We start from the raw sequence: 26,106 nt of genomic DNA on the forward strand, positions 1-26,106 counted from the left end.
CCAGTCCATGTCGAAAACGCCACACGAGGCGCCCGCACTCACCGCTCACGAGGATCACCCCGGCTGGCGCGCCTACCTGAACACGCACATGCTGATCTGCGTGTTCCTGGGCTTCACGTCGGGTCTGCCCCTCTTCACGCTCGTCTACCTCGTGCAGGCATGGCTGCGCTCCGAAGGCGTGAACCTGAAGGAAATCGGCCTGTTTGCGCTGATCCAGTTCCCGTACACGTGGAAGTTCCTGTGGGCGCCGCTGATGGACCGCTACATCCCGCGCCTGCCCGGCTGGCGGCCGGGGCGCCGACGCGGCTGGCTGCTGCTCACGCAGGTGCTGGTCGCGGGCGCGATCGCCGCGCTCGGCTTCGTGTCGCCGCGCGACTCGATCTGGACGGTCGCCGCGCTCACCACGCTCGTCGCGTTCTTCGGCGCGAGCGCCGACATCGTGATCGACGCCTACCGTCGCGAACTGCTGCGCGACACCGAACAGGGCCTCGGCAACGCGATCCACGTGAACGCGTACAAGCTCGCCGCGCTGATCCCCGGCTCGCTGGCACTGATCCTGTCCGACCACCTGCCGTGGGACGTCGTGTTCGCGATCACCGGCGCGTTCATGCTGCCGGGCATCCTGATGACGCTCGTCGTGCGCGAACCCGAGGTGGTCGGCGCGCCGCCGCGCAACCTGCGCGACGCGATCGTGCTGCCGTTCCGCGAATTCATCCAGCGCGACGGCTGGGCCGGCGCGCTGCTCGTCATCGCGTTCATCTTCCTGTTCAAGATCGGCGACACGATGGCCACCACGCTGTCGACGTCGTTCTTCCTCGACATCGGCTTCTCGCGCACCGAGATCGGCATCGTCGCGAAAACCACCGCGCTCGTCGCGAGCGTCGCCGGCGGCATCATCGGCGGCGTCTGGCTCGTGAAGATCGGCATCGGCCGCGGGCTGTGGATCTTCGGCGCGCTGCAGATGGTGTCGACGCTCGGCTTCGCGTGGCTCGCGCAGCTCGGCCCCGGTTCGCCCGTGCTCGCGATGCTCTACGACTTCACCGTGTCGACGAGCCATGCGATCGCCACGGCGCTGTCGGTGTTCGGCATTGCCGTCGCGCCGCAATTCAGCCCGATGACCGTCGCGCTCGCGATCGTCTACGGCGCCGAAACGTTCACCACCGGCCTGACGATGGCCGCGTTCGTCGCGTACATCGCCAGCACGACCGACCCGCGCTATACGGCTACGCAGTTCGCGCTGTTCACGAGCCTCGCGTCGGTGCCGCGCACGCTCGCGTCGGCCGCGAGCGGCTTCATCGTCGCGAAGATCGGCTGGTTCGACTACTTCATCGTGTGCACCGCGCTCGCGATTCCCGGCATGCTGCTGCTGTTCAAGATCGCACCGTGGAACGGCACCGCACGCAACGGCGAGGCCAGCCGTGCGCAGTAACGGCCTGCACCGCCTCGCGCGCGTTGCGGCTTCGTTGAGCGTCGGCGCCGCGGCGCTCGCCGCGGGGTTCGCCCATGCGACCGACGCCGGCGCGCCCGCTGCCACCGCCGCGGGTTCCGCGCCGGCCGCTGCGCCGGCTTCGCCGCCGGCGACTTCGGCTCCCGCCGCCCCCGCCCAGCCGGCTGCCGCCGCCGAGCCTGCGCAACCGACCGGCGCCGCCGCGTCGACGAAGGCTTATGCGCAGACGCCGCAGCAGGTCCGTTACGGCGACGCCATTGCCTTCCGCACGCTGATTCCGTCGCCGCTGCTCGAGCAGCTCACCGCGAACGAATACGCGCAGATCGTGCAGGCGGCCGCCGATAGCAACCGCCTGCTGCCGGCGAACCAGCCGCGCGTGAAGCGCCTGCGCGCGATCGTCGCGAAGCTCGCGCCGTATTCGGTGAAATGGAACGACCGCGTGAAGAGTTGGGCGTGGGACGTCAACGCGATTCGCTCGCGCGACATTCGCCTGACCTGCCTGCCGGGCGGCAAGGTGCTCGTGTACGGCGGCCTGCTCGATCGCGTCCGCCTGAACGACGACGAACTCGGCGTGCTGCTCGCGCACGGCATCGCGCATGCGCTGCGCGAACACGCGCGCAGCAACTTCAGCGCGACCTCGCAGACGTCGCTGCGCGCGGCCGCGCTGCCGCCGCTGTTCGGCGTCGGTGAGCCGCTGCCGCAGGCACTGAACCTCGGCGAACGCCTGCAGGCGCTCCACTACAACGCGACCGACGAGACCGAAGCCGACGTGATCGGCGGCGACATCGCCGCACGCGCGGGCTTCGACCCGCGCGCGGCGATCACGCTGTGGGACAAGCTCGCGGTCGCGACACGCGGGAACAAGGCGACCGGCTTCATCTATACGCACCCGTACAGCAACGCCCGCCGACAGGATCTGCTGAACCGCCTGCCGGATCTCATGCCGCTATACGCGAAGGCGGTGGGCAAGCGCGTCGACGCGCTGCCCGACTACGCGGGCATCAGCGCGCAGCGTCGCAAGGTCGTGCGGCGCTGAGCGCCACGCACGGCCGATCGCCATGCAGCCCTACGCATCCACGTCCGCCGCGACCGGCCGGGCGCCGCTTTCGCGCATCCAGCGCACCTCGTCACCCGGGCTGCGGCCGAACAGCCGCTTGAATTCGCGGCTGAACTGCGACGCGCTCGCATAGCCGACGCGCGCGGCCGCCGCGCCGGCGCCGACCCCGTCCTGCACCATCATCAGCCGCGCCTGGTGCAGCCGCGCGGCCTTCACGTACTGCATCGGCGACGTCGCCGTCACGTGCTTGAACTGCGCATGGAACACCGCGAGGCTCATCCCGGCCTCGCGCGCGAGCGTCTCGACGTCGAGATCGGCCTTCAGATCCGCGTGGATGCGCCGCAGAGCCTTCGCGATGCGGCCGAAGTGATGTCGCTGCACGAGCGCCGCGCGGATCGCGTCGCCCCGCTCGCCCGTCAGCACCCGATACGCGATCTCGCGCATGATCGCGGGGCCCAGCACGCGCGTGTCGTGCGGCGACGCGAGCGCTTCGAGCAGCCGCACGACCGCGTCGGCCAGCGGCGCGTCGAGCGGCGTCGAATCCACGCCGACCGGTTCGCTGACGGCCGCACCGAGCGTCTCGTCGAGCAGGATCGCGAGCTCGGCGATCACGGCGAGATCGACGCGGATCGAGATCGCGAGAAACGGTTCGTCCTGGCTCGCGAAAGTCTCGCATTCGAACGGCAGCGGCACCGACAGCACGAGATACTGCCGCGCGTCGTACACGAACGAGCGCTCGCCAAGATAGCCGAGCTTGCGCCCCTGGCACACGACGACGATGCTCGGTTCGTACAACACCGGCATGCGCGGCCCCGGACGGCTCACGCGGATGAAGCGCACGCCGTCGAGCGCCGCGAACGTTTCGCCCTCGTTCGGCGCGAGGCGCGTATGCAGCTCGACCATGCGGCGCTGCACGCGGTCGCCCATGTCGGCGAAAAGGGGCTCGAAGCTCATCTGCGTGGTCCTGTCCGGCAAGAGAATCTGGCTCGCAATGTAGCACCTTGAACGCGTTTTGACGGCTGTTTGCACGCAGTTAGAGAGGAATAGGCAAATCTTCCAGACCTTCGTGTATTTCGCCGCGGCGCCGCGCTCCTTACGATGACGTCCTGCCTCGCCGCATCGCCACATGATGCGACGGCAGTCTGTTTCGCCGGATGCTATCCGGACAAGGAGCCCATCGCATGAGCACTACCTATGCCTACGCAGCGACCGATTCGCAGTCGCCGCTCGCCCCGTTCGAATTCCAGCGTCGTGCGCTGCGCGACCTCGACGTCCAGATCGACGTCCTCTACTGCGGCGTCTGCCACTCGGACCTGCACCAGGCCCGCAACGAATGGCGCAACACGATCTATCCGGTCGTGCCGGGCCATGAAATCGTCGGCCGCGTGACCGCGACCGGCCCGCAGGTCTCGCGCTTCAAGGTCGGCGAGCTGGTCGGTGTCGGCTGCCTCGTCGATTCGTGCCGCACCTGCCCGAGCTGCGCCGACGGCCTCGAGCAATATTGCGAGAACGGCTTCGTCGGCACCTACAACGGCCAGGACCGCGTGACGGGCGACATCACGTTCGGCGGCTATTCGACGCAGTTGGTCGTCGACGAGGCGTTCGTGCTGCGCGTGCCCGAGACGCTCGACCCGGCCGGCGCCGCGCCGCTCCTGTGCGCGGGAATCACGACCTACTCGCCGCTGCGGCAGTGGAACGTCGGCCCCGGCAAGAAGGTCGGCATCGTCGGGCTCGGCGGCCTCGGCCACATGGGCGTGAAGCTGGCGCGCGCGATGGGGGCGCACGTCGTGCTGTTCACCACGTCGCCGTCGAAGATCGAGGACGGCAAGCGTGTCGGCGCGCACGAAGTCGTGATCTCGAAGGACGAAGCGCAGATGAACGCGCACCTGAACAGCTTCGACTTCATCCTGAACACGGTCGCCGCGCAGCACGACCTGAACCCGTTCCTGAACCTGCTGAAGCGCGACGGCACGATGACGCTGGTCGGCGCGCCGGAGCACGACCATCCGTCGCCGCAGGTGTTCAACCTGATCTTCAAGCGCCGCCGCCTTGCTGGCTCGCTGATCGGCGGGATCGCGGAAACGCAGGAAATGCTCGACTTCTGCGCGGAGCACGGCATCACGTCGGATATCGAAACGATTCCGATGCAGCAGATCAATGCGGCCTACGAGCGGATGCTGAAGAGCGACGTGAAGTACCGGTTCGTGATCGACATGGCGTCGATCAAGCATTGAGCGCGGCCGGGCGGCACGCCCGATCGCCGCCCCAAACGAAACGGGCCGCATGCTCGACATGCGGCCCGTTTCTGCATCCGGCGGCCGGATGATCCGACGGCTACGCGCGCAGCGCAGCGCGGGACGTCACTTGTAGTCGTAGTCCACCGTCAGCGGCGCATGGTCGCTGAACTTGATGTCCTTGAAGATCGACGTGCTTTTCGCGGTGCCGGCCACGCCCGGCGTCGCGATCTGGTAGTCGATCCGCCACCCGACGTTCTTCGCATACGCCTGGCCGCGGTTGCTCCACCACGTGTACTGCTCGGGGCGCGGGTCGAGCGTGCGGAACACGTCGACATAGCCGACATCGTCGAACAGCTTCGTGAGCCACTCGCGTTCTTCCGGCAGGCAGCCCGAGTTCTTCTGGTTGCTCTTCCAGTTCTTGATGTCGATTTCCTTGTGGACGATGTTCACGTCGCCGCACAGGATCACTTCGCGCTTCTTCTTCAGCGCGGCGAGGTGCGGCATGAACTCGTCCATGAAGCGGTACTTCGCCTGCTGGCGTTCTTCACCGCTCGAGCCGGACGGCACGTACACCGACACGACCGACAGCTTGCCGTAGCGCGCCTCGACGTAGCGACCTTCGGCATCGAATTCGCTGCTGCCGAAGCCGATGATCACGTCATCGGGCTCGCGGCGGCTGTACACACCCGCGCCGCTGTAGCCCTTCTTCTCGGCGTGGTGGAAATAACTCTTGAAGCCGTGCGGCTCGACGAATTCGGCCGGCAGGTCGTCGGCCGAGACCTTGATTTCCTGCACGCACACGCAATCGGCGTTCTGTTCGCCGAGCCATTCGAAGAAGCCCTTCTTCGCGGCGGAGCGGATGCCGTTCAGGTTGGCGGTAATCACTCGCATCATGTCGGATTCCGTTCAGTTCGATGTTTTTCAGGGGGCAGCTTAGCGGATCTTCACGCCTTCGAGCTCGGGCTTCGGCGGCGGGAATTCCAGCTTCATGTCGGTCATCGTGCGCAGCAGCAGCTCGGCGATCATCACGTTGCGGTGCGTCTTCGAGTTCGCCGGGATCACATACCACGGCGCATGCTCGTCGGACGTCGCGGCAAGCGCGTCGCGGTAGGCGGCCTGGTACGCATCCCAGTGCTTGCGCGCGTCGAGATCGGAGATGTCGAACTTCCAGTGCTTGGTCGGATCGTCGATGCGCGCCTGCAGCCGCTCGCGCTGCTCGTCCTTCGAGATGTGCAGGAAGCACTTGACGATCGTCGTGCCGTTCTCGACCAGCATCGTCTCGAAATCGCGGATCTGCCGGTAGCGGCGCTCGCACTCCTTCGCGTCGATCAGGTCGAGCACGCGCGGCACGAGCACGTCTTCATAGTGGCTGCGATTGAAGATCGCGAGCTCGCCCGCGGCCGGCACCTGCGCATGCACGCGCCACAGGAAGTCGTGCGCGGCCTCGATCGGCGTGGGCGCCTTGAACGACACGACGCGCAGGCCGAGCGGATCGACCTCGCGGAACACCGCGCGCACGGTACCGTCCTTGCCGCTGGTATCCATTCCCTGCAGCACCAGCAGCACGCGCTTCTTCTGCTGCGTGTGCAGGCGCTCCTGCTGTACGTCGAGCTCGGTCGACACGGCCGACAGCCGTGCGCGGTCGTCGTCCTTCGAACCGGACGAGAACGGCTTCGCGGCCGGGTCGAACGCATCGAGCTTGAATGCTGCGGCTTCCTTCTCGCGCGTGCTGTACGGCACGCGGAAATCGTCGAGCGACGGTTGTTTCGCCATTCGTTCCTCCGTTGGACGCTAGGGTGCATACGATAACGCATCCACCAAACGCAACGGGCCGCCCCGAACTGGTTCGGAGCGGCCCGTCGTCAAGCGCGGTTCAGGCGCGCGGTCATGCTCAGCCGAGCTTCTTCTTCAGCAGTTCGTTGACCTGCTGCGGATTGGCCTTGCCCTTGGTCGCCTTCATCGCCTGGCCGATCAGCGCGTTGAACGCCTTCTCCTTGCCCGCGCGGAATTCCTCGACCGACTTCGCGTTCGCCGCGAGCACCTCGTCGATGATCGCTTCCAGCGCGCCGGTGTCGGAGATCTGCTTCAGCCCCTTCGCGTCGATGATTCGGTCGGCCGCCCCTTCGTCGTCCGCCTTCTCGTCCCAGATCGTCGCGAAGATTTCCTTCGCGATCTTGTTCGAGATCGTGCCGTCGGCGATGCGCTGCAGCACGAGTGCAAGCTGCGCCGCCGAAACCGGAATCGCGTCGATCTCGATGCCGTCGCGGTTCAGTTGCGACGACACGTCGCCCATCAGCCAGTTCGCGGCGATCTTCGCGTTCGCGGCGCCCGCCTTCGCGACCACGGCCTCGAAATACGCGGCCATCGCCTTGCTCGACGTCAGCACGCCCGCGTCGTACGCGGACACGCCGTACTGCTCGACGAAGCGCTGCTGCATCGCGGCCGGCAGCTCGGGCATCCCGGACTGCACGCGCTCGATCCAGTCCTGGCCGATCACGAGCGGCATCAGGTCGGGATCGGGGAAGTAGCGGTAATCGTGCGCGTCTTCCTTGCTGCGCATCGAGCGCGTCTCGCGCTTGTCCGGATCGTAGAGGCGCGTTTCCTGCACGACTTCGCCGCCGTCCTCGATCAGCTCGATCTGGCGACGCACTTCGTAGTTGATCGCTTCCTCGAGGAACCGGAACGAGTTCAGGTTCTTGATTTCCGCTCGCGTGCCGAACTTCTCCTGGCCGACCGGGCGCACCGACACGTTCGCGTCGCAGCGGAACGAGCCTTCCTGCATGTTGCCGTCGCAGATGCCGAGCCACACGACGAGCCCGTGCAGCGCCTTCGCGTAGGCCACGGCCTCGGCCGCGCTGCGCATTTCCGGCTCGGTGACGATCTCGAGCAGCGGCGTACCCGCGCGGTTCAGGTCGATCCCCGTCATCCCGGCGAAGTCTTCATGCAGCGACTTGCCGGCATCTTCCTCGAGGTGCGCACGGGTCAGGTTGACCGTCTTCTCGTACGCTTCCTTGCCGGCCTTTTCGTTGGCGGGCACCTGGATCGTGATCGAGCCGCCCTGCACGACCGGAATCTCGTACTGGCTGATCTGATAGCCCTTCGGCAGATCGGGGTAGAAATAATTCTTGCGCGCGAAGATGCTGCGCGGCGCGATGGTCGAGCCGATCGCGAGGCCGAAGCGGATCGCGCGTTCGACCGCGCCGCGGTTCAGCACCGGCAGCACGCCCGGCAGCGCCAGGTCGACCGGGCAGGCCTGCGTGTTCGGCTCGGCGCCGAACTGCGTCGACGCGCCCGAGAAAATCTTCGAGACGGTCGACAGCTGCGCGTGCGTCTCGAGACCGATAACGACTTCCCATTGAGTAGTCATGTGCTTACACCCCTGCCGGAACTTGCTTGTGCCAGTCGGTCGCGCGCTGGAACGCGTCGGCGACCTGCAGCATCCGGGCTTCGTTGAAATAGTTGCCGATGATCTGCAGGCCGACCGGACGCTTCGCGTTCGCGCCCGCGCCGAAGCCGCACGGCACGCTCATGCCGGGCAGGCCGGCGAGGCTCACCGACAGCGTGTAGATATCCGCGAGATACATCTGCACCGGATCGTCGCCCTTCGCGCCGAGATCCCATGCGACCGTCGGCGAGGCCGGGCCCATGATCACGTCGCAGGACTTGAACGCTTCCTGGAAATCCTGCGCGATGATGCGGCGGATCTTCTGCGCCTGCAGGTAGTACGCGTCGTAGTAGCCGTGCGACAGCACGTACGCGCCGACCAGAATCCGGCGCTTCACCTCGGGGCCGAAGCCTTCCGCGCGCGACTTCTTGTACATGTCGAGCAGGTCGCCGTACTGCGCGGCGCGGTGGCCGAAGCGCACGCCGTCGAAACGCGACAGGTTCGACGACGCCTCGGCCGGCGCGATCACGTAGTACACGGGGATCGACAGTTCCGTCTTCGGCAGCGACACGGGCACGAGCGTCGCGCCGAGCGCTTCGTATGCTTTAAGCGCGGCGTCGATCGTCGCGCGCACGTCGTCGGCGAGGCCGTCGCCGAAATACTCGTTCGGCAGGCCGATGCGCAGGCCCGCGAGCGGCTTGCCCGCATCGTTGCCGGCCGCCCACGGCTGGCCGAGGTGGCGCGTGAAGTCTTCATCGTCGCGCTCGAGGCTCGTCGAGTCGCGCTCGTCGAAGCCGGCCATCGCGTTCAGCAGCAGCGCGCAGTCGGACGCGCTCTGCGCCATCGGGCCGCCCTGGTCGAGCGACGACGCGAACGCGATCATCCCGTAGCGCGACACGCGGCCGTAGGTCGGCTTGATGCCCGTCACGCCCGCGAACGACGCGGGCTGGCGGATCGAGCCGCCGGTGTCGGTGCCGGTCGCGGCCGGCGCGAGGCGCGCGGCGACCGCGGCCGAGCTGCCGCCCGAGCTGCCGCCAGGCACCGCGTTCGTGTCCCACGGGTTCTTCACCGCGCCGAACGCCGAATTCTCGTTCGACGAGCCCATCGCGAACTCGTCCATGTTGGTCTTGCCGAGCGTGACCATGCCGGCCGCCTGCAGGCGGGCGACGACGGTCGCGTCGAACGGGCTCTCATAATTCGCGAGCATCTTCGAGCCGGCGGTCGAGCGCCAGCCGCGCGTGACGAAGACATCCTTGTGCGCGATCGGCAGGCCGGTGAGCGCGCCGCCCGCGCCGCGCGCGAGCGCCGCGTCGGCGGCTTTCGCCTGCGCGAGGGTCAGATCGGCGTCGACGTGGACGAACGCGTTCAGGTCGCGCGCGGCGTCGATCCGTTTCAGGTAGAGCTGCGCGAGCTCGACGGCCGAGCATTCCTTGGCGGCGAGCGCGGCGCGCAGTTCGGTCAGGCTTTTTGCGTGCATTGAGTGGTTTTCCTGGGAATTCTGGGTCGCGCGCGGCGCGAAGGCAGCCGCGCGCTTGTCGTCGAATGCTTACTCGATCACCTTCGGCACGAGATAGAGGCCGTCCTGGACGGCCGGCGCCGGACGCTGGTTGTCGTCGCGATTGACGACTTCCGTCACGGCGTCGTCGCGCAGGCGCTGCGCGACTTCCTGGATCTGTTCGATCGGGTGGGCGAGCGGTGCGATGCCGGCGGTGTCGACCGCCTGCATCTGCTCGACGAGGCCGAAGAATTCATTGAGCTGGCCGAGCATGTGCTCGGCGTCGGCGTCGGCCATTTCGAGTCGCGCCAGGTGCGCGATGCGTTTCACATCGGTCAGGGTCAGGGCCATGCGATCACCGGAAAAACAAGGCTGCGCAGCGCATCGAAAGCAGCACTGCGGCGGGGGGTTGGAGGGTGCGATCCCACCCTCAAAAATCGGGACTGAAGCGGCAAAAATACCGCCCGTTTCGATTCAAATACGGTGAAATTATAAGGTATCATTACGCGTTCGACCCAAACCCGGCAGCCTTTTCCCGCACCGTTTCGCCCCGCCTCGGCAAGCCGTGCGTGCTTCGTGCGATCCCCGGTAGACATCACTCGCAGCTTCGTGCGCCGCGGCGGCCGCTTCCGCCACGCTTCCCGAGGCTGTTATTTTTTCCGCTGCCGCCCTCAGCGTTGCACGCCACGCAGGGCCGGCTCAGAGCGAAACAGGATTCTGAATGTTCGGTTTTTTGCGCAGCTACTTCTCCAACGATCTCGCGATCGACCTCGGCACCGCAAACACCCTGATCTACATGCGCGGCAAGGGCATCGTGCTCGATGAGCCTTCCGTCGTGTCGATTCGCCAGGAAGGCGGCCCCAACGGCAAGAAGACGATCCAGGCGGTCGGCAAGGAAGCCAAGCAGATGCTCGGCAAGGTGCCGGGCAACATCGAGGCGATCCGCCCGATGAAGGACGGCGTGATCGCCGACTTCACCGTCACCGAGCAGATGATCAAGCAGTTCATCAAGACGGCCCACGAGTCGCGCATGTTCTCGCCGTCGCCGCGCATCATCATCTGCGTGCCGTGCGGTTCGACCCAGGTCGAGCGCCGCGCGATCAAGGAAGCCGCGCACGGCGCCGGCGCCTCGCAGGTCTACCTGATCGAAGAACCGATGGCAGCCGCGATCGGCGCGGGCCTGCCGGTGTCGGAAGCCACCGGCTCGATGGTCGTCGACATCGGCGGCGGCACGACGGAAGTCGGCGTGATCTCGCTCGGCGGCATCGTGTACAAGGGTTCGGTGCGCGTCGGCGGCGACAAGTTCGACGAGGCGATCGTCAACTACATCCGCCGCAACTACGGGATGCTGATCGGCGAACAGACCGCCGAGGCGATCAAGAAGGAAATCGGCTCCGCGTTCCCGGGCTCCGAAGTCAAGGAAATGGAAGTGAAGGGCCGCAACCTGTCGGAAGGCATTCCGCGCAGCTTCACGATCTCCAGCAACGAAATCCTCGAAGCGCTGACCGATCCGCTGAACCAGATCGTGTCGTCGGTGAAGATCGCGCTCGAACAGACGCCGCCGGAACTCGGCGCCGACATCGCCGAACGCGGGATGATGCTGACGGGCGGCGGCGCACTGCTGCGCGACCTCGATCGCCTGCTGGCGGAAGAAACCGGCCTGCCGGTGCTCGTCGCGGAAGATCCGCTCACCTGCGTCGTGCGCGGTTCGGGCATGGCGCTCGAGCGCATGGACAAGCTGGGCAGCATCTTCTCGTACGAGTGATCGTCCAGGCAGTCTTCCTGACATGACGCAACCGCGGCGTGGCCGGCTCGCTCGTTTAGAACGAACCGCCGCGCCGTTTGCGCGTCTGAGCATCATTTAACCGATCGTTCGCGCCCGGCGCCGACCATGGAATACAGTCCGCCGCCCCTCTTCAAGCAAGGTCCGCCCGCGCTCGCGCGGCTCATCTTCTTCGTTGCCCTCGCCATCGCGCTCCTCGTATCGGACGCGCGCTTCAGCACGCTCGAAATCGTCCGCGGCGTGCTCGGCACCGTGCTCTATCCGCTGCAGCGCGCCGCGCTGGTGCCGCGCGACCTGTTCATGGGCGCGGCCGACATCGCCGTCACCGGCGCGTCGCTGCGCCACGAAAACGACGACCTGCGCAAGCGCAACCTGCAGTTGTCCACGCAGGCCAACCAGGCCGCCGTGCTCGCGCAGGAGAACGCGCACCTGCGCGCGGTGCTCGAGCTGCGCCAGCACATCGCGACGCAATCGACGCCGGCCGAGATCCAGTACGACACGAGCGATCCGTTTACGCAGAAGATCGTGATCGGCCAGGGTTCGCAGCAGGGCATCCAGAACGGCGCGCCCGTCGTCAGCGAGAACGGCGTGGTCGGCCAGGTCACGCGCGTGTTCCCGCTGCAATCCGAAGTCACGCTGGTCACCGACCGCGATCTCGCGATTCCCGTGCAGGTGCTGCGCACCGGCCTGCGCAGCGTGATCTACGGCACGCCGAAGGGCGATTCGCTCGACCTGCGCTTCGTGCCGACGAGCGCGGATCTCGTCGTCGGCGACGAACTCGTCACGAGCGGCCTCGACGGCGTCTACCCGCCCGGCCTGCCGGTCGCGAAGGTCGTGCGCGTCGACAAGCTCGCCGACACGGCGTTCGCCCGCGTGACCTGCGCGCCGATCGCCGCCGTGCGCGGCGCGCGCCAGATGCTCGTGCTGCATTACCGGAACGATATCCCGCCGCGTCCGGCCGAGCCCGATCCGGCCGCCGATAAGAACGCGAAGGGCAAGAAGGGCGCGAAAGCCGCCGCCAAGGGCGAGAAGGCCGACAAGGCTGACGCGAATGCGAAGCCGGCCGCCGCGGCCCAGCCCGGCGCGAAGCCTGCGGCACCGGCCGCTCCGGCCACGCCCGCCGCCGCACCCGCGAAGCCCGCGGCCGGGCAATCAGGAGCCCAGCGATGAATCGCCCGCAATACATCCTGCAGCCGGTCAATCCGTACTTCATCGTCTTCAGCCTCGCCGCCGCGTTCCTGCTGAACCTGATGCCGTGGGGCCGCCTGCCCGGCGTGCCCGACTTCGTCGCGCTCGTGCTGCTGTTCTGGAACATCCACCAGCCGCGCAAGGTCGGGATGGGCGTCGCCTTCGCACTCGGCATCCTGATGGACGTGCATGACGCAGGGTTGCTCGGCGAGCACGCGCTCGCCTATACGCTGCTGTCCTACGGCGCGATCACGATCCACCGCCGCGTGCTGTGGATGCCGATCGGCGTGCAGGTGCTGTACGTCACGCCGTTGCTGGTCGTCGCGCAGCTCGTGCCGTTCGTGATCCGCCTCGTGATGGGCGCCGCGTTCCCGGGCTGGCGCTATCTGGTCGACGGCTTCGTCGAGGCCGCGCTGTGGCCGATCGCGAGCCACCTGCTGCTGATGCCGCAACGCCGTCCGGTCGATCCGGACGATACGCGCCCCATCTGAGCCGGACCGACCTTTGAATACCCGCCGCCCCCAAACCCGCCGCGCGCCGCGCTCAGGGGCGGCACCTCGCCCGCCCGCACGCGGGTCAGACCGATCCTAGCCGCATGACCGAATTCAACGACACCCAACAGCAGCTCTCGAAGTTCCGCCTGCGCGTCGCGGCGGCGGGCGTGTTCGTGTTCGTCTGCTTCGGGCTGCTCGCGAGCCGCTTCTTCTACCTGCAGTTGATGCAGCACGGCAAATACGCGCTGCAGGCCGAGGAAAACCGCATCTCCGTCGCGCCGATCGTGCCGAACCGCGGGATCATCACCGACCGCAACGGCGTGATCCTCGCGAAGAACTATTCGGCCTATACGCTCGAGATCACGCCGTCGAAGCTCGACGACACGCTCGAGAACACGATCGACAAGCTGTCCGAGATCATCCCGATCGACGCGCGCGATCGCCGCCGCTTCAAGAAGCTGCAGGAAGACTCGAAGAACTTCGAGAGCCTGCCGATCCGCACCCGGCTCACCGACGAGGAAGTCGCGCGCTTCACCGCGCAGCGCTTTCGCTTCCCCGGCGTCGACGTGCGCGCGCGGCTGTTCCGGCAATATCCGCTCGGCACGACGGCCGCGCACGTGATCGGCTACATCGGCCGGATCTCGAAGCGCGACCAGGATCGCATCGACGCGATGAGCGACGACAACGACAGCGATCAGGAAAACTACGATCCGCGCCGCGACGCGAACAACTATAAGGGCACCGACTACATCGGCAAGATCGGCGTCGAGCAGAGCTACGAGACCGAGCTGCACGGGCTGACGGGCTTCGAGGAAGTCGAGGTGACGGCCGGCGGCCGGCCGGTGCGCACGCTGTCGCGCACGCAGGCGACGCCCGGCAACAACCTCGTGCTGTCGCTCGACATCGGGCTGCAGCAGGTCGCCGAGCAGGCGTTCGCCGGCAAGCGCGGCGCGCTCGTCGCGATCGAGCCGAAGACGGGCGACGTGCTCGCGTTCGTGTCGTCGCCGAGCTTCGACCCGAACTCGTTCGTCGACGGCATCGACCAGCAGACCTGGGACGAGCTGAACAACTCGACCGACAAGCCGCTGCTGAACCGCCCGCTGCACGGCACCTACCCGCCCGGCTCGACGTACAAGCCGTTCATGGCGCTCGCCGGCCTGACGCTCGGCAAGCGCACGCCGGGCTGGGGCTTCCAGGATCCCGGCTACTTCACGTTCGGCGGCCACACGTTCCGCAACGACGTGCGCTCGGGCCAGGGCTGGGTCGACATGAACAAGGCGATCATGGTGTCGAACGACACTTACTTCTACATGCTCGCGCGCGATCTCGGCGTGAACGCGATCGCGAACTTCATGAAGCCGTTCGGCTTCGGCCAGATCACCGGCATCGACATCCAGGGCGAGGCGCGCGGGATCCTGCCGTCGACCGACTGGAAGAAGAAGGCGTTCAAGAAGGCCGCGCAGCAGAAGTGGTTCGACGGCGAGACGATCAGCCTCGGGATCGGCCAGGGCTACAACTCGTTCACGATCCTGCAGCTCGCGCACGCGACCGCGACGCTCGCGAACAACGGCGTCGTGATGAAACCCCACCTCGTGAAGGAAATCGAGGATCCGATCACGCGCGGGCGCCGCCTGACCGTGCCGAAGGAAAGCGAAACGATCCCGCTCAAGCAGGCCGACATCGACGTCGTGAAGCGCGGGATGGAGAACGTGATCGAGAATCCGTCCGGCACCGCGTACAAGGTGTTCCGCGGCGCGCCGTACCTCGCGGCCGGCAAGACCGGTACCGCGCAGGTGTTCTCGCTGCAAGGCTCCAACTACAAGGGCCACCTGCTCGCCGAGCACCTGCGCGACCACGCGCTGTTCATCGCGTACGCGCCGGTCGACCATCCGCAGATCGCCGTCGCGCTGGTCGTCGAGAACGGCGGCTGGGGGGCGCAGGCCGCCGGCCCGATCGCGCGCCGCGTGCTCGACTTCTACCTCGTCGACCGCCAGAACCCGAAGAACGAAGCCGCGGCCGTGGCTGCCGCGGCGTCGGCGACCGAACCCGTCAACGCGCCGGTGATCGGTGACGCGAACAAGCCCGCCGCCGTCGCGGCCGGCTTCACCGCGCTGCCGCAGCCGGTCGTGCCGACCGCGGCCAGCGCGGCGGAAGCGGCATCGGCGGCAGCTGCCTCCGAAGCGTCGGCTGCCGCCGGCGCCAGCGCCGCCCCGCCGGCCAGCGCCGCTGCGCCGATGGCCGCGAGCCTGCCGCCGATCCGGCGCCCGCACCGGCCACGCCGGCCCGCCAGCGACGCGCAGCCGCTCGTCGCCACGCCGCGCGACGACAATCACCGTGCAACGGCCCCCGCGAAGGCGGCGGACGCCGGCACCGCTCATTAACGGAGAAAGGCATGCAATTCGACAAGCGCGCCTGGCTCGACAAGATCAAGCAGATGTTCGCGGGCTTCGACCGCCCGCTCGCCCTCATCGTGTTCCTGCTGCTGTGCGTCGGCATCGTCACGCTGTACAGCGCGGCGATCGACATGCCGGGCCGTGTCGAGGACCAGTTGCGCAACATCCTGCTGACGTTCGTGCTGATGTGGGTGATCGCCAACATCCCGCCAACGACGCTGATGCGCTTCGCGGTTCCGCTCTACACGTTCGGGGTCGCGCTATTGGTTGCGGTCGCGCTGTTCGGGATGACCAAGAAGGGCGCGAAGCGCTGGCTGAACGTCGGCGTCGTGATCCAGCCGTCGGAAATCCTCAAGATCGCGACACCGCTGATGCTCGCGTGGTACTACCAGCGCCGTGAAGGCGGGCTGCGCTGGTACGACTTCGTCGCCGCGTTCGGGATCCTGCTGGTGCCGGTCGGGCTGATCGCGAAGCAGCCCGACCTCGGCACGGGCCTGCTCGTGTTCGCGGCCGGCTTCTTCGTGATCTACCTCGCCGGCCTGTCGTTCAAGCTGATCGTGCCGGTGCTCGTCGCGGGCGTGATCGCGGTCGGCTCGATCGCCGTGTTCGAAGAGCGCATCTGCCAGCCCGAAGTGCAGTGGCCGCTGATGCACGATTACCAGAAGCACCGCGTGTGTACGCTGCTCGACCCGACTTCCGACCCGCTCGGCAAGGGCTTCCACACGATCCAGGCCGTGATCGCGATCGGCTCGGGCGGCGTGCTCGGCAAGGGTTACCTGAAAGGCACGCAGGCGCACCTCGAATTCATTCCCGAAAAGCACACCGACTTCATCTTCGCGGTGTTCTCGGAGGAGTGGGGGCTCGTCGGCGGGCTCGTGCTGCTGACGCTGTACATGGCGCTGATCGCGCGCGGGCTCTATATCGCCGCGCAGGGCGCGACGCTGTTCGGTCGCCTGCTCGCGGGCTCGCTCACGCTCGCGTTCTTCGTCTATGCGTTCGTCAACATCGGGATGGTGAGCGGCGTGCTGCCGGTCGTCGGCGTGCCGCTGCCGTTCATGAGTTACGGCGGCACCGCGCTCACGACGCTCGGCATCGCGATCGGGATGATCATGAGCGTCGGGCGGCAGCGGCGGTTGATGAAGAGTTGACCGCGCGACACGCACCGCACGAAGCAAAACGGCGCCTCGGCGCCGTTTTTTTTCGACCGTGCCTAGCGAACGCGGCCGCACTTCGCAGCGCCGCCCCCGCTCACGGCGGCGGTACGTGCGCCCCGCCCGGCCCCGCGCCGGCGCCCGATGCCGGCCCCTGCGCCTTCAGCCGCGCACTCAGCTCCTTGAATTTCAGCCCGGCCGTCTCGTCGCCCTGCGCGGCCGCCGCCGCGTAATAGGCCCGCGCGATGTTGAGGTTCTGCGCGACGCCGTCGCCGCCGCGCTCGTAGAACGACGCGGTCACGTACTGCGCGGTCGGCTCGCCGGCGTCGGCGGCCTGCTTGTACCACGTGAACGCCTGCCGGTTGTCGCGGGGCGTGCCGCGCCCGTCGAGGAACTGGTTCGCGAGCGACAGCTCGGCCTGCACATGCCCCTGCTTCGCCGCCCGCAGGAACCAGCGGTGCGCTTCGGCCGGATCGCGCGTGACGAACTCGCCGTCGTCGAACATCCGGCCATACACGTACTGCGCATGCGACATGTTCGCGTCGGCCGCGCGCTTCAGCCAGCGCAGCCCTTCGTCGACGTTCGCGGTCACGCCTTCGCCCGTCAGCAGCATCATCGCGTAGTTGAATTGTGCGAGACGGTCGCCGCGCTCGGCCGCGTCGTGGAACTGCACCAGCGCCGCACGATAGTCGCCGGCGTTGTAGTCGGCGACCGCCGATTGCGTCTCGCGCGACGGATCAGGCTTCGCTTGCGGCGCGCCCTGTGCGGCCGCCGCGATACACACGGCCCACAGGCCGAGCAGCGCGCCGACCTGCCCGCGCCTCCCGATCACACCCTGCGCGCGCCCACGGCACACGCCCTCGCCACCGTTCATGACCGTACCTCCTGCAGCGCCTGCCGCGTTGCGCGCAACAGCCAGCTTACGTCGGCCGACAGCGTGATCATCCGGTAGCCGGCCTCGCGATACTGGCGCGCGACCGCCGTATCGCCCGCGAAGATGCCGACCGCGACGCCAGCCTGCCGGCCGGCCGCGAGCACGCGCGCCATCGCGGTTTCGACGTCCGGGTGACGGATGTCGCCAAGGTGCCCGAGGCTCGCCGCGAGGTCCGCCGGACCGACGAACAGGCAATCGACGCCGGGCAGCGCCGCAATCCGCTCGACTTCATCGACGCCGCGCGCCGATTCGATCTGCACGATCACCGCGACCTGCGCGTTCGCCGTCTGCACGTAATCGCGGCGCATGCCGAACGCCGCCGCGCGCACCATGCCCGCGACGCCGCGCAGCCCGTCCGGCGAATCGGGCGACGGATAGCGCGTCAGCCGCACCGCATGCGCGGCCTCGTCCGGTGTCTCGATACCTGGAAACATCAGCGTGCGTGCGCCCGCATCGAGCGCGCGCTTCACGAGCCACGGCTCGCGCGCCGGCACACGCACGACGGGCTCGCTCGGCAGATGGGCGGCGGCGATCGCGCGCAGTTGCGATGCAACATCGCGGCTGTCGTTCGGCGCGTGCTCCATGTCGATGCAGAGCCAGTCGTAGCCGGCATGCGCGAGCGCTTCCGCGGCCGAGTCGCTGCCGAGCGACAGCCACAGGCCGTACAGCGGCTCGTCGCCGTCGTGCAGGCGTTGTTTGAGGGAATTGGTGAGCGTGCTCATCGATACGGCCTCCAGGACGGAACGGCAATCGAACGGGACAAGCAACGGGCAACGCGGAGCGCGACACGCCGGGCAGCGATGCACGGCGGCGCCGGGACCGGGCCCTGGAACGTTGGTCGGCCGTAGGCGGCCGATCTGACAGCGCCGGCCGCACGATCGCGCACGGCAGCGTTTTCGGCGCCACGCAACGATCATAGCGCGGCGTTACGCGGAATGTGGGAACGGTCGGGGAGCGAGGCGGGACAAGGCCGCGGGTGCGGCGTCAGGCAGCCCGCGCCGGCTGGCGGGGCTGCCGGGAAGGCAGGATCAGCGGTCGGACTGGCGCTCGACGTCGGCCCAGCAGTTCGGCGTTTCGTACAGGCGCACGCGCTCGAGCCGCAGGTTCACGCCGTAGTGCGCGTCGTAGACGTTCGCGAGGATGTCGAACGCGAGCGCCGCGAGATTCTCGACGGTCGGGATCCGGTCGATCACGACGGTCTTGTGGTCAGCCATCTGCTCGAGGAACGAGCGCACGACCTCATCGCGCGCGTAGACCAGGAACGCGTGGTCCCACTTGCCGACCAGGTGCTCCATCGCGAGCGCCTTCACGTCGGCGAAATCCATCACCATGCCGCGGTCGGGCGCCCCCTCGGTATCGACGAGATCGCCGCGCAGCGTGACTTCGAGCACGTAGCGATGACCATGCAGGTTCCGGCACTGGCTGCGGTGGTCGGGAATGCGGTGGCCCGCGTCGAATTCGAGTTTTCGGGTAATCAGCACGATGTCAAAAGCCGGAGCTCAGGGAATGTTCAGATATTTGTGGGTCTGCATCGACAACCGCCACTGCGGATGACGCTTGCACCAGTCGATCGCGAGCTTCGTATTGAGGTCGCGCGACGGGCCGTCCATCGGCTGGACGAGGAAATACGCGAAGTCGAGCTTCGCGTAGTCGGCCAGCCGCTGGTTGTCCTGCGGGATCACGACCTTCAGCTCGTCGCCCTTCGTGACGACGAGCGGCGCATCGGCCTTCGGGCTCACGCAGATCCAGTCGATCGATTCGAGCACCGGCAGCGAGCCGTTGGTCTCGATCGCGATCTCGAAGCCGGCCGCGTGCAGCGCATCGACGAGCGCCTGGTCGAGCTGCAGCATCGGTTCACCGCCCGTGCAGACGACGAAGCGGTGCGCCTCGCCCTCCGGCCACAGGCCGGCGATCGTCGCGACGAGCGCTTCGGCGTCCTTGAACTTGCCGCCGTTCTCGCCGTCGGTGCCGACGAAGTCGGTATCGCAGAAGCGGCACACGGCCTCCGCACGATCCTCTTCGCGGCCCGACCACAGGTTGCAGCCGGCGAACCGGCAGAACACGGCCGGCCGGCCGGCGTTCGCGCCCTCGCCCTGCAACGTGTAGAAAATTTCCTTGACCGCGTAAGTCATCGTCCTTGGTCCGGCTCGCGCCGCTCGTTGTCGATCAGAATCCGTTATCCATCCAGCGCTACCGGCGCACCCGCGTCACAGCGGCGCTTCGGTCACCCGCTCGCCCTTCAGGTAGGCCTCGTAGCCGCGCTTGCGCAGCTTGCAGGCCGGGCATTCGCCGCAGCCGAAGCCCCAGTCGTGCAGTTCCGCATGCTCGCCCACGTAGCACGTGTGTGTCTCGACGCGGATCAGTTCGACGAGCGCTTCACCGCCGAGCTGTTCGGCGAGCTGCCACGTTTGCGCCTTGTCGAGCCACATCAGCGGCGTCTCGAGCACGACGCGCGTGTCCATCCCGAGGTTCAGCGCGACCTGCAGCGCCTTCATCGTGTCGTCGCGGCAGTCGGGATAGCCCGAGAAATCCGTCTCGCACATCCCGCCGACCAGCACCCGCAGCCCGCGGCGATAGGCGATCGCCGCGGCGATCGTCATGAACATCAGGTTGCGGCCCGGCACGAACGTGTTCGGCAGGCCGTTCGCCGCCGTCTCGATCTCGATCGTGCGCGTCATCGCGGTATCGCTGATCGCGCCGAGCACCGACAGGTCGATCATGTGATCGTCGCCGAGCCGGTCCGACCATGCGGGAAACCTGCGCTTGAGCGCTTCGCGCACGCCTTCGCGACATTCGAGCTCGACGCGGTGGCGCTGGCCGTAATCGAAGCCGAGCGTCTCGACCGTCTGGTAGCGTTCGAGAGCCCATGCCACGCACGTGGCCGAGTCCTGGCCGCCGGAAAACAACACGAGCGCGCCGTCTTTAGCGTCTGTCCGAATCACCGTGAAACTCCGTGAATGTGTAGGCTCGCGTCGCGCTGCGCCCCGGGGCCGGCTGCCGCCGGGCGGCCCGACGCGTGCCGGCCTGAGCCGGCTCGACCAGTATAGGCAGCGCAATCGGCCGCGAACGCGGCGGAGCGCTTATACCGCCCATCGCGCGGCATCGTTGCCGCGCGCCACGGCGGCGCCACGCTGACAGCCTGCCGTGCGCATGAAGCGATGCGCTAAGTTATTGAGCGGACACGGATTTTATCATGCCCTCACGAATACTGCCGGGCACGCCACCTCACGCCTCTCGTCACGCAAACCCCACCACAAACGAAAAACCCCAAGAACCTTCCGATTCTTGGGGTTTTAATTCTGGTGGCCTGGGACGGAATCGAACCATCGACACGCGGATTTTCAATCCGCTGCTCTACCAACTGAGCTACCGGGCCAACGAAGAAGAGAAAGTATATCGGCCCTTCTTCACTTGCGCAAGTACTTTCGCAAAATATTTTAAACAGCGCCTTCGGACGGCTTCTTGCCGAGCTCGACGCCAAGCTGCTTGAGCTTGCGATACAGGTGCGTACGCTCGAGGCCCGTCTTCTCCGCGACGCGCGTCATGCTGCCGTTTTCGCGGGCGAGGTGATATTCGAAGTACGCGCGCTCGAACGCATCGCGCGCTTCGCGCAGCGGGATGTCGAACGGAATCGCAGCCGTCTGGCCTGCGAGGCCGAGTGCCGAAGCCATGTCGTCGCCGAGCGTCGGCAGCGCAGCCGCGGACGCAACCGCCGCGGGCCCCGCTGCCTGCCCCGCACCGGCCCTCGCTGCCGCGTTCGCGGACACCGGCGCCGCACCGCGCGCGAGTCCGTGCTCGACGGACTTCAGCAGCTTCTGAAGCGCGATGGGCTTCTCGAGGAAATCGAGCGCGCCGATCTTCGTCGCCTCGACGGCCGTATCGATCGTCGCGTGCCCGGACATCATGATCACGGGCATCGTCAGCAGCCCCTGCGCTGCCCACTCCTTGAGCAACGTCACACCGTCGGTATCGGGCATCCAGATATCGAGCAGCACGAGATCGGGCGCCTGATTCAACCGGTATTCCCGCGCGGCCTGCGCGTTCTCCGCCGCCTCGACGACATGTCCTTCGTCGCTGAGGATCTCCGAGAGCAATTCCCGGATGCCCATTTCATCATCTACCACCAGGATGGTTGCCATTTACGCTGCCTTTGTCTGCTCACTTGCTTTTGTCTTGGCGGGTGTCGTCCCGTCCTGCACGCCTGATTCGGCGCCTGGCGCATCGCTCGCCATCTGCAGGAACAGGATCGACACCTGCGCACCCTCGACGGTCTCGCCGTGCATGCGATTGCGCAGATCGATCCGCGCACCGTGCTCATCGACGATTTTCTTGACCGTGGCCAACCCCAGACCCGTGCCCTTCGCCTTCGTCGTCACATAAGGCTCGAACGCGCGGGTCAGGATGCGCGCCGGAAAACCGGGCCCGTTGTCGGACACGGTGAGACGTACCGCGACGCGCGTTTTGCCCTCGGCGTCGGGATCGCCATATTCTACTGTCTTGGTTTCAATCAACACACGCGGATGCGCCGACTCCGCGACCGAATCCTGCGCATTCTGCAGCAGGTTGTGAATCACCTGGCGCAGTTGCGTCGCGTCACCGCGTATCACCGGCAGCGACGGCGCGAGCTCGGCGACGATCGCGCTCTTGCCTTCGCCCACGCCGTACAGCCCGAGCACCTCGCTCGCCAGTTCGTTCAACTGCAGATTCGCGAGCACCGCCGGCGGCGTCCGCGCGTATTCGCGGAAATCGTCGACCATCCGCTTCATCGCGGCCACCTGGTTGACGATCATCGTCGCGCCGCGCTTGAGCACATCGGCGTCGGACGGTGCGAGCTTGTCCGACAGCTTCATCTGCAGCCGCTCCGCCGACAGCTGAATCGGCGTCAGCGGATTCTTGATCTCGTGCGCGAGCCGGCGCGCGACCTCGCCCCATGCAACCGAACGCTGCGCGGAAATCACGTCGGAGATGTCGTCGAACACGACGACGTAACCGGACGTCTGCGGATCGTCGGCCTGCCCCTCGACCGTCGACACGAGGCGCGTACCGCGCACGAGCAGCGTCAGCGGATCGGCTTCGCCGGGCAGCTCGATCGCGAACTGCTGCTGCCAGTGGCCGCCGTCGCCGCTCGCGCCGTCGGACGCCGCCTCGCGATCGGCGAAGGCCTTGCGCACCATCGCGCCGAACCCGGCGGCCACGCCGATCCGGTCGAGCGTCGTGCCGATCAGCGCGTTGAACGGCTGCCGGAAGATCCGCTCGGCGCCGCGATTGGCCGTCGTCAGCCGGAACTGGCGGTCGAGCACGAACACGCCGGCCGTCAGGTTCGCGAGGATGCTCTCGAGATACGTCTTCGAATGCTCGAGCGCGACTCGGTTCTTCTCGACCGCGAGCCGCGCCTCGGACAACTGGCGCGTCATCGCGTTGAACGACTGCGTGAGGAAGCCGAGCTCGTCGCGCGTCTTGATCTCGCGCTTCGGCGTGTAGTCGCCTTCCGTGATCTCCTTGGTGCCCTGCGCGAGCAGGAACAGCGGCCGCGCGAGCTGCTGGCCGAGCGCGAGCGCGAGCATCATCGCAATGAAGGTCGCGAGGAACAGTGCGAGCGTCAGCGTGCCGATGTACATCTTGCGCAGCCCCGTGCGGCCAAGCGACTTTTCCTGGTACTCGCGATACGCGCGCTGCACGGCATCCGCGTTGTGGGCAAGCGTGGGCGGCACCGGCTGCGTGAGCTGCAGGAAGCGCTCGGCCGGCTGCAGCAGCGACGTCGATGCATCGGGAATCGGCCGCACGACGCGCAACCGCAGCGCACCCTTCGCGCCGTGTGCGCGCGGGTCGCCGTCGACTTCACCCTCGATCGCCGCGTACGCGCCGTGTTCGCGCGCCTGGTTCAGCATCAGCGGTGTCGGCAGGTCGTCCGGAATCAGCGCGGCGAAATTGCCCGACGCCTGCGCAACGATGTGCAGGTCGGGGGACGCCCCCGAGCCGCCGCGGCTCGGCTCGACGATCGTCGCGTCCTGAACGCCGAACTGGTCGCGCATCCGCAGCAGCGTGAGCGTCGTGCCGTTCGTGTTCGCATCGACGCTCGCGAGCTGGTCGGACATCAGCCGCGCCTTCGTCTGCAGATCGGACAACGACGCGTCGAGCATCCCGCGGCCGAGATTCAGGCCGGCTGTCAGCGCCGTCTCGACGTTCACGTCGAACCACGACTCGATACTGCGCGACACGAACTGGTACGACACGATGTAGATGATCCCGCCAGGCACCACGCCGACGAGCGCGAAGAACACCGCGAGCTTCGCGAGCAGCCGCGTGCCGAACTTGCCCTTCCTCAGGCGCACGACGATCATCCCGATCAGCCCGAGCACCACGAGCAGGAACACGAGCGCGACGACGATGTTCGTCGCGTACAGCCACGAGTAGTAGCGGTCGAAGAATTCGGTATTCGCGCTCGCGGCCGCGAGCAGCACGAGCAGCAACAGCGCGGTGAGCGCGACGGTCGAGACGATCACGCGAACGAGGAAGCTCTTCCCGCTGGCCGAGCGGCGCACTTTATTTAGCACGTTCGGTCACCGTGAAGTTGAAGCGCTTCCAGTCCGACCCGAGCGTCCAGTCGCGGTTGTTCACGGCATCGACCTGGAACGGCTTCGGCATCAGCGCCGTATCGAGCTGCATCCGCACCGATGCCGTGTAGGTTTCACCGGCGCGCACCTGGTTGCGGTCGATCACGTGCCAGGACGTGATGTGCCTGACGACCGCGAGCGCATCCTTCAGCGACGGGAAACCGAGCTGCAGGCCGCCCGTCGACACGCGATACTCGCGCGTGAGCGGCTGGAACGACAGGCGGATCGTCTGCGTCACCGCCACCGGCTGCTCGTCGAACCAGTACCAGCGCGCACGGCTCAACTCGAAGTCGGTCGTGAAATAAAGCGGAATGCCTTTGTTGACGGCATCCTCGAGGCTCGGGTTCAGTTCGAAATCAAAGCGGGCGTCGAGGGCCCAGCCGCTTCCGTCGGACTGTAGCGACGCGCGCTGCACGGCGATCGACTCGGCCTGCGCCGGCCGGACGACGGCCAGGCACAGCGTCAACGCGACCATCAGGGCGGCCGCGAGCCGAAGTGGAAAAAGGTGTTTGATCGTCACCGTTTCTGAAACCGCGCGTAGAAAAATCCGTCGTGATCGGTGTTCTGGTCGAGCGCGCCGGCGGCCGCCCCTCCCTGCACTCCGCCCGGCAGCAGCTGGCCGGGGGCGTCCAATCGTACCGCATCTTCACAGGCTGCTTCAAACCAGCGGGCCTGCAATTCGCCTTCTTCGGGGAAGACCGAACAGGTCACGTAAAGCAGTTCGCCGCCCGGCTTCACGAGCGGCCACAACGCCGACAGGATGCGGCGCTGTTCCGCGACGAGCGCCGGGATGTCAGCCTCGCGGCGCAGCCAGCGAATGTCGGGGTGCCGACGCACGATGCCGGACGCCGAGCATGGCACATCGGCGAGGATGCGGTCGAACGGGCGCCCGTCGTACCACGCGTCGGGTGCGCCCGCATCGCCGACACGCACGTCCGCTTCGAGCGACAGCCGCACGAGGTTCTCGCCGATCCGTGCCGCGCGCGTGGCATCGCTTTCCAGCGCGACGACTTCCGCATCGGCCAGTTCGAGAATATGGCCGGTCTTGCCGCCGGGCGCCGCGCATGCGTCGAGCACGCGCATGCCGTCGCGCGCACCGAGCCATTCGGCTGCGAGCTGCGCGCCGGCGTCCTGCACGGACACGACGCCGTCGGCAAACCCCGGAATGCGATCGACCGGTCGCGCCGACGCGAGCCGCACCGCATGCCGGCCGATCGCGGTCGCTTCGATCCCGTTGGCGCGCAGCGTATCGAGATACGCGTCGACGCCCGCGCGGCGCGCGTTCACGCGCAGCGTCAACGGCCCCTGCTGCTCGCCGGCCGCGAGGATCGCCTGCCATGCATCGGGCCATGCGCACTTCACCGAATCGACCCACCACGCGCGGTAGTTCCAGCGCGCGACGACATCGTCCTGCAGCGCTGCGACGAGCGCGTCGCGCTCGCGCAGGAAACGGCGCAGCACCGCGTTGACCATCCCCTTCGCGAACGCGCATTCGCGGCGCGCACCGATCACGGTCACGGCCTGGTCGACCACCGTGAACGCCGGATACGCGGCCTCCTCCGCCGGGTCGAGCAGCAGCGCCAACGCACCGGCGAGCACCGCCTGTACGTGTGCGGGCGGCGCCTTGCCGATGAGCCGGCCGATCAACCAGTCCGCACTGCCGAGGCGGCGCATCGTCCGGTATGCGACGTCCTGCGTCGCCCCGCGCGCGAATGCCTGCGCATCGGACGGCATCTGCGCAAATACCGCCGAGAGCGCCGCCGGCAGCGCGGTGCCGCGCCGCACCGCATCGACCGCCTGCGCGGCCGCATCGAGGGCGAAGCCGAGCGAATCAGGCGCGAGATGCAGCGCGGACAGGCGCGCCGGGCGGCCGGAAGAAGACGGAGCGGTAGAACGGGTTCGTGTCATCGGAGCAAATTCGGCAAACA

General features: G+C 67.4%; 23 protein-coding genes and 1 tRNA gene. 8 read left to right on the forward strand and 16 right to left on the reverse strand.

Features of this window, described 5'->3' with window-relative positions:
• Positions 1 to 7 precede the first annotated feature (7 nt).
• Both HWX39_RS28630 and HWX39_RS28635 read left to right on the forward strand, forming a co-directional pair.
• Positions 8 to 1,429 carry an AmpG family muropeptide MFS transporter gene (locus HWX39_RS28630; protein WP_175971061.1) on the forward strand — a complete coding sequence of 474 codons (1,422 nt, stop codon included), beginning with the start codon at positions 8 to 10 and terminating at the stop codon, positions 1,427 to 1,429.
• A complete protein-coding gene (locus tag HWX39_RS28635; protein WP_175971062.1) occupies positions 1,419 to 2,483 on the forward strand; it encodes a M48 family metallopeptidase in 1,065 nt (354 codons plus the stop codon). The genes HWX39_RS28630 and HWX39_RS28635 overlap by 11 nt, the downstream gene beginning before the upstream one ends.
• Before the next feature lie 30 nt (positions 2,484 to 2,513).
• On the opposite strand, the gene HWX39_RS28640 is transcribed toward HWX39_RS28635, so the two are convergent.
• Entirely contained in the window at positions 2,514 to 3,458 is a 945-nt protein-coding gene (locus HWX39_RS28640; RefSeq protein ID WP_175971063.1) for an AraC family transcriptional regulator, read from the reverse strand.
• A 227-nt stretch (positions 3,459 to 3,685) separates the two neighbouring features.
• Here HWX39_RS28640 and HWX39_RS28645 point away from each other — a divergent pair, with 227 nt between their 5' ends.
• Positions 3,686 to 4,738, forward strand: coding sequence for an NAD(P)-dependent alcohol dehydrogenase (locus HWX39_RS28645; protein ID WP_175971065.1), 1,053 nt, complete (start codon positions 3,686 to 3,688; stop codon positions 4,736 to 4,738).
• Between the two features lie 126 nt (positions 4,739 to 4,864).
• On the opposite strand, the gene HWX39_RS28650 is transcribed toward HWX39_RS28645, so the two are convergent.
• The 5 genes from HWX39_RS28650 to gatC all read right to left on the reverse strand — a co-directional run bounded on the left by HWX39_RS28650 (position 4,865) and on the right by gatC (position 9,972).
• Positions 4,865 to 5,635, reverse strand: a complete 771-nt coding sequence (locus HWX39_RS28650; protein WP_175971066.1) for an exodeoxyribonuclease III — start codon at positions 5,633 to 5,635, stop codon at positions 4,865 to 4,867.
• Between the two features lie 39 nt (positions 5,636 to 5,674).
• Complete coding sequence (locus HWX39_RS28655; protein ID WP_175971067.1) at positions 5,675 to 6,514, reverse strand: polyphosphate kinase 2 family protein; 840 nt, start codon at positions 6,512 to 6,514, stop codon at positions 5,675 to 5,677.
• A 118-nt stretch (positions 6,515 to 6,632) separates the two neighbouring features.
• The gene (gene gatB / locus HWX39_RS28660; protein ID WP_175971068.1) at positions 6,633 to 8,108 is read right to left on the reverse strand and encodes an Asp-tRNA(Asn)/Glu-tRNA(Gln) amidotransferase subunit GatB; all 1,476 of its coding nucleotides are present in this window, start codon (positions 8,106 to 8,108) and stop codon (positions 6,633 to 6,635) included.
• A gap of 4 nt (positions 8,109 to 8,112) precedes the next feature.
• Positions 8,113 to 9,603 (reverse strand): Asp-tRNA(Asn)/Glu-tRNA(Gln) amidotransferase subunit GatA, encoded by a 1,491-nt coding sequence (gatA, locus tag HWX39_RS28665; protein ID WP_175971069.1) that lies wholly within the window; start codon positions 9,601 to 9,603, stop codon positions 8,113 to 8,115.
• A gap of 69 nt (positions 9,604 to 9,672) precedes the next feature.
• Positions 9,673 to 9,972 (reverse strand): Asp-tRNA(Asn)/Glu-tRNA(Gln) amidotransferase subunit GatC, encoded by a 300-nt coding sequence (gene gatC / locus HWX39_RS28670; protein ID WP_006477478.1) that lies wholly within the window; start codon positions 9,970 to 9,972, stop codon positions 9,673 to 9,675.
• 370 nt (positions 9,973 to 10,342) lie between these two features.
• On the opposite strand from gatC, the gene HWX39_RS28675 reads away from it, so the two are divergent.
• The 5 genes from HWX39_RS28675 to rodA all read left to right on the forward strand — a co-directional run bounded on the left by HWX39_RS28675 (position 10,343) and on the right by rodA (position 16,627).
• The gene (locus HWX39_RS28675; protein WP_004189550.1) at positions 10,343 to 11,386 is read left to right on the forward strand and encodes a rod shape-determining protein; all 1,044 of its coding nucleotides are present in this window, start codon (positions 10,343 to 10,345) and stop codon (positions 11,384 to 11,386) included.
• A 126-nt stretch (positions 11,387 to 11,512) separates the two neighbouring features.
• On the forward strand, positions 11,513 to 12,574 hold the full coding sequence (mreC, locus tag HWX39_RS28680; protein ID WP_175971071.1) for a rod shape-determining protein MreC: 1,062 nt from the start codon (positions 11,513 to 11,515) through the stop codon (positions 12,572 to 12,574).
• A complete protein-coding gene (mreD, locus tag HWX39_RS28685; protein WP_009687274.1) occupies positions 12,571 to 13,083 on the forward strand; it encodes a rod shape-determining protein MreD in 513 nt (170 codons plus the stop codon). Before mreC ends, mreD begins: the two co-directional genes overlap by 4 nt.
• Before the next feature lie 104 nt (positions 13,084 to 13,187).
• Positions 13,188 to 15,467: a penicillin-binding protein 2 gene (gene mrdA, locus HWX39_RS28690; protein WP_175971072.1), complete on the forward strand. Its 2,280-nt coding sequence runs from the start codon at positions 13,188 to 13,190 to the stop codon at positions 15,465 to 15,467.
• An 11-nt stretch (positions 15,468 to 15,478) separates the two neighbouring features.
• Positions 15,479 to 16,627, forward strand: coding sequence for a rod shape-determining protein RodA (gene rodA, locus HWX39_RS28695; protein ID WP_175951234.1), 1,149 nt, complete (start codon positions 15,479 to 15,481; stop codon positions 16,625 to 16,627).
• Between the two features lie 100 nt (positions 16,628 to 16,727).
• Here rodA and HWX39_RS28700 read toward each other — a convergent pair whose 3' ends face one another.
• The 10 genes from HWX39_RS28700 to rsmB form a co-directional block, all read right to left on the reverse strand.
• Positions 16,728 to 17,504 carry a tetratricopeptide repeat protein gene (locus HWX39_RS28700; protein ID WP_175971075.1) on the reverse strand — a complete coding sequence of 259 codons (777 nt, stop codon included), beginning with the start codon at positions 17,502 to 17,504 and terminating at the stop codon, positions 16,728 to 16,730.
• Entirely contained in the window at positions 17,501 to 18,286 is a 786-nt protein-coding gene (locus HWX39_RS28705; RefSeq protein WP_175971077.1) for an aldolase/citrate lyase family protein, read from the reverse strand. The genes HWX39_RS28700 and HWX39_RS28705 overlap by 4 nt, the downstream gene beginning before the upstream one ends.
• 306 nt (positions 18,287 to 18,592) lie before the next feature.
• The gene (queD, locus tag HWX39_RS28710; RefSeq protein ID WP_175971078.1) at positions 18,593 to 19,045 is read right to left on the reverse strand and encodes a 6-carboxytetrahydropterin synthase QueD; all 453 of its coding nucleotides are present in this window, start codon (positions 19,043 to 19,045) and stop codon (positions 18,593 to 18,595) included.
• 18 nt (positions 19,046 to 19,063) lie between these two features.
• Positions 19,064 to 19,696 (reverse strand): 7-carboxy-7-deazaguanine synthase, encoded by a 633-nt coding sequence (gene queE, locus HWX39_RS28715; RefSeq protein WP_175951230.1) that lies wholly within the window; start codon positions 19,694 to 19,696, stop codon positions 19,064 to 19,066.
• Positions 19,697 to 19,771: 75 nt separating this feature from the next.
• On the reverse strand, positions 19,772 to 20,506 hold the full coding sequence (queC, locus tag HWX39_RS28720) for a 7-cyano-7-deazaguanine synthase QueC (protein ID WP_175971080.1): 735 nt from the start codon (positions 20,504 to 20,506) through the stop codon (positions 19,772 to 19,774).
• A 358-nt stretch (positions 20,507 to 20,864) separates the two neighbouring features.
• Positions 20,865 to 20,940, reverse strand: a tRNA-Phe gene (locus tag HWX39_RS28725).
• 61 nt (positions 20,941 to 21,001) lie between these two features.
• Positions 21,002 to 21,703, reverse strand: a complete 702-nt coding sequence (esaR, locus tag HWX39_RS28730; RefSeq protein ID WP_175971081.1) for a response regulator transcription factor EsaR — start codon at positions 21,701 to 21,703, stop codon at positions 21,002 to 21,004.
• Positions 21,704 to 24,118: a sensor histidine kinase EsaS gene (gene esaS, locus HWX39_RS28735; RefSeq protein ID WP_175971082.1), complete on the reverse strand. Its 2,415-nt coding sequence runs from the start codon at positions 24,116 to 24,118 to the stop codon at positions 21,704 to 21,706.
• The gene (locus HWX39_RS28740) at positions 24,108 to 24,698 is read right to left on the reverse strand and encodes a DUF4390 domain-containing protein (protein WP_175971083.1); all 591 of its coding nucleotides are present in this window, start codon (positions 24,696 to 24,698) and stop codon (positions 24,108 to 24,110) included. The genes esaS and HWX39_RS28740 overlap by 11 nt, the downstream gene beginning before the upstream one ends.
• Complete coding sequence (gene rsmB, locus HWX39_RS28745; RefSeq protein WP_175971084.1) at positions 24,695 to 26,086, reverse strand: 16S rRNA (cytosine(967)-C(5))-methyltransferase RsmB; 1,392 nt, start codon at positions 26,084 to 26,086, stop codon at positions 24,695 to 24,697. The genes HWX39_RS28740 and rsmB overlap by 4 nt, the downstream gene beginning before the upstream one ends.
• Positions 26,087 to 26,106 lie beyond the last annotated feature (20 nt).

It is taken from the genome of Burkholderia sp. BCC0322, assembly GCF_902833045.1.
Lineage (GTDB): Bacteria > Pseudomonadota > Gammaproteobacteria > Burkholderiales > Burkholderiaceae > Burkholderia.

Coding starts and splice junctions, on each gene's coding strand:
- HWX39_RS28650 (WP_175971066.1), bottom strand. CDS start 5,635: ATGATGCGAGTGATTACCGCCAACCTGAACGGCATCCGCTCCGCCGCG.
- HWX39_RS28645 (WP_175971065.1), top strand. CDS start 3,686: ATGAGCACTACCTATGCCTACGCAGCGACCGATTCGCAGTCGCCGCTC.
- mreC (WP_175971071.1), top strand. CDS start 11,513: ATGGAATACAGTCCGCCGCCCCTCTTCAAGCAAGGTCCGCCCGCGCTC.
- rsmB (WP_175971084.1), bottom strand. CDS start 26,086: ATGACACGAACCCGTTCTACCGCTCCGTCTTCTTCCGGCCGCCCGGCG.
- gatA (WP_175971069.1), bottom strand. CDS start 9,603: ATGCACGCAAAAAGCCTGACCGAACTGCGCGCCGCGCTCGCCGCCAAG.
- rodA (WP_175951234.1), top strand. CDS start 15,479: ATGCAATTCGACAAGCGCGCCTGGCTCGACAAGATCAAGCAGATGTTC.
- HWX39_RS28705 (WP_175971077.1), bottom strand. CDS start 18,286: ATGAGCACGCTCACCAATTCCCTCAAACAACGCCTGCACGACGGCGAC.
- HWX39_RS28700 (WP_175971075.1), bottom strand. CDS start 17,504: ATGAACGGTGGCGAGGGCGTGTGCCGTGGGCGCGCGCAGGGTGTGATC.
- HWX39_RS28640 (WP_175971063.1), bottom strand. CDS start 3,458: ATGAGCTTCGAGCCCCTTTTCGCCGACATGGGCGACCGCGTGCAGCGC.
- HWX39_RS28630 (WP_175971061.1), top strand. CDS start 8: ATGTCGAAAACGCCACACGAGGCGCCCGCACTCACCGCTCACGAGGAT.
- gatC (WP_006477478.1), bottom strand. CDS start 9,972: ATGGCCCTGACCCTGACCGATGTGAAACGCATCGCGCACCTGGCGCGA.
- queE (WP_175951230.1), bottom strand. CDS start 19,696: ATGACTTACGCGGTCAAGGAAATTTTCTACACGTTGCAGGGCGAGGGC.
- mreD (WP_009687274.1), top strand. CDS start 12,571: ATGAATCGCCCGCAATACATCCTGCAGCCGGTCAATCCGTACTTCATC.
- HWX39_RS28675 (WP_004189550.1), top strand. CDS start 10,343: ATGTTCGGTTTTTTGCGCAGCTACTTCTCCAACGATCTCGCGATCGAC.
- gatB (WP_175971068.1), bottom strand. CDS start 8,108: ATGACTACTCAATGGGAAGTCGTTATCGGTCTCGAGACGCACGCGCAG.
- mrdA (WP_175971072.1), top strand. CDS start 13,188: ATGACCGAATTCAACGACACCCAACAGCAGCTCTCGAAGTTCCGCCTG.
- esaR (WP_175971081.1), bottom strand. CDS start 21,703: ATGGCAACCATCCTGGTGGTAGATGATGAAATGGGCATCCGGGAATTG.
- HWX39_RS28655 (WP_175971067.1), bottom strand. CDS start 6,514: ATGGCGAAACAACCGTCGCTCGACGATTTCCGCGTGCCGTACAGCACG.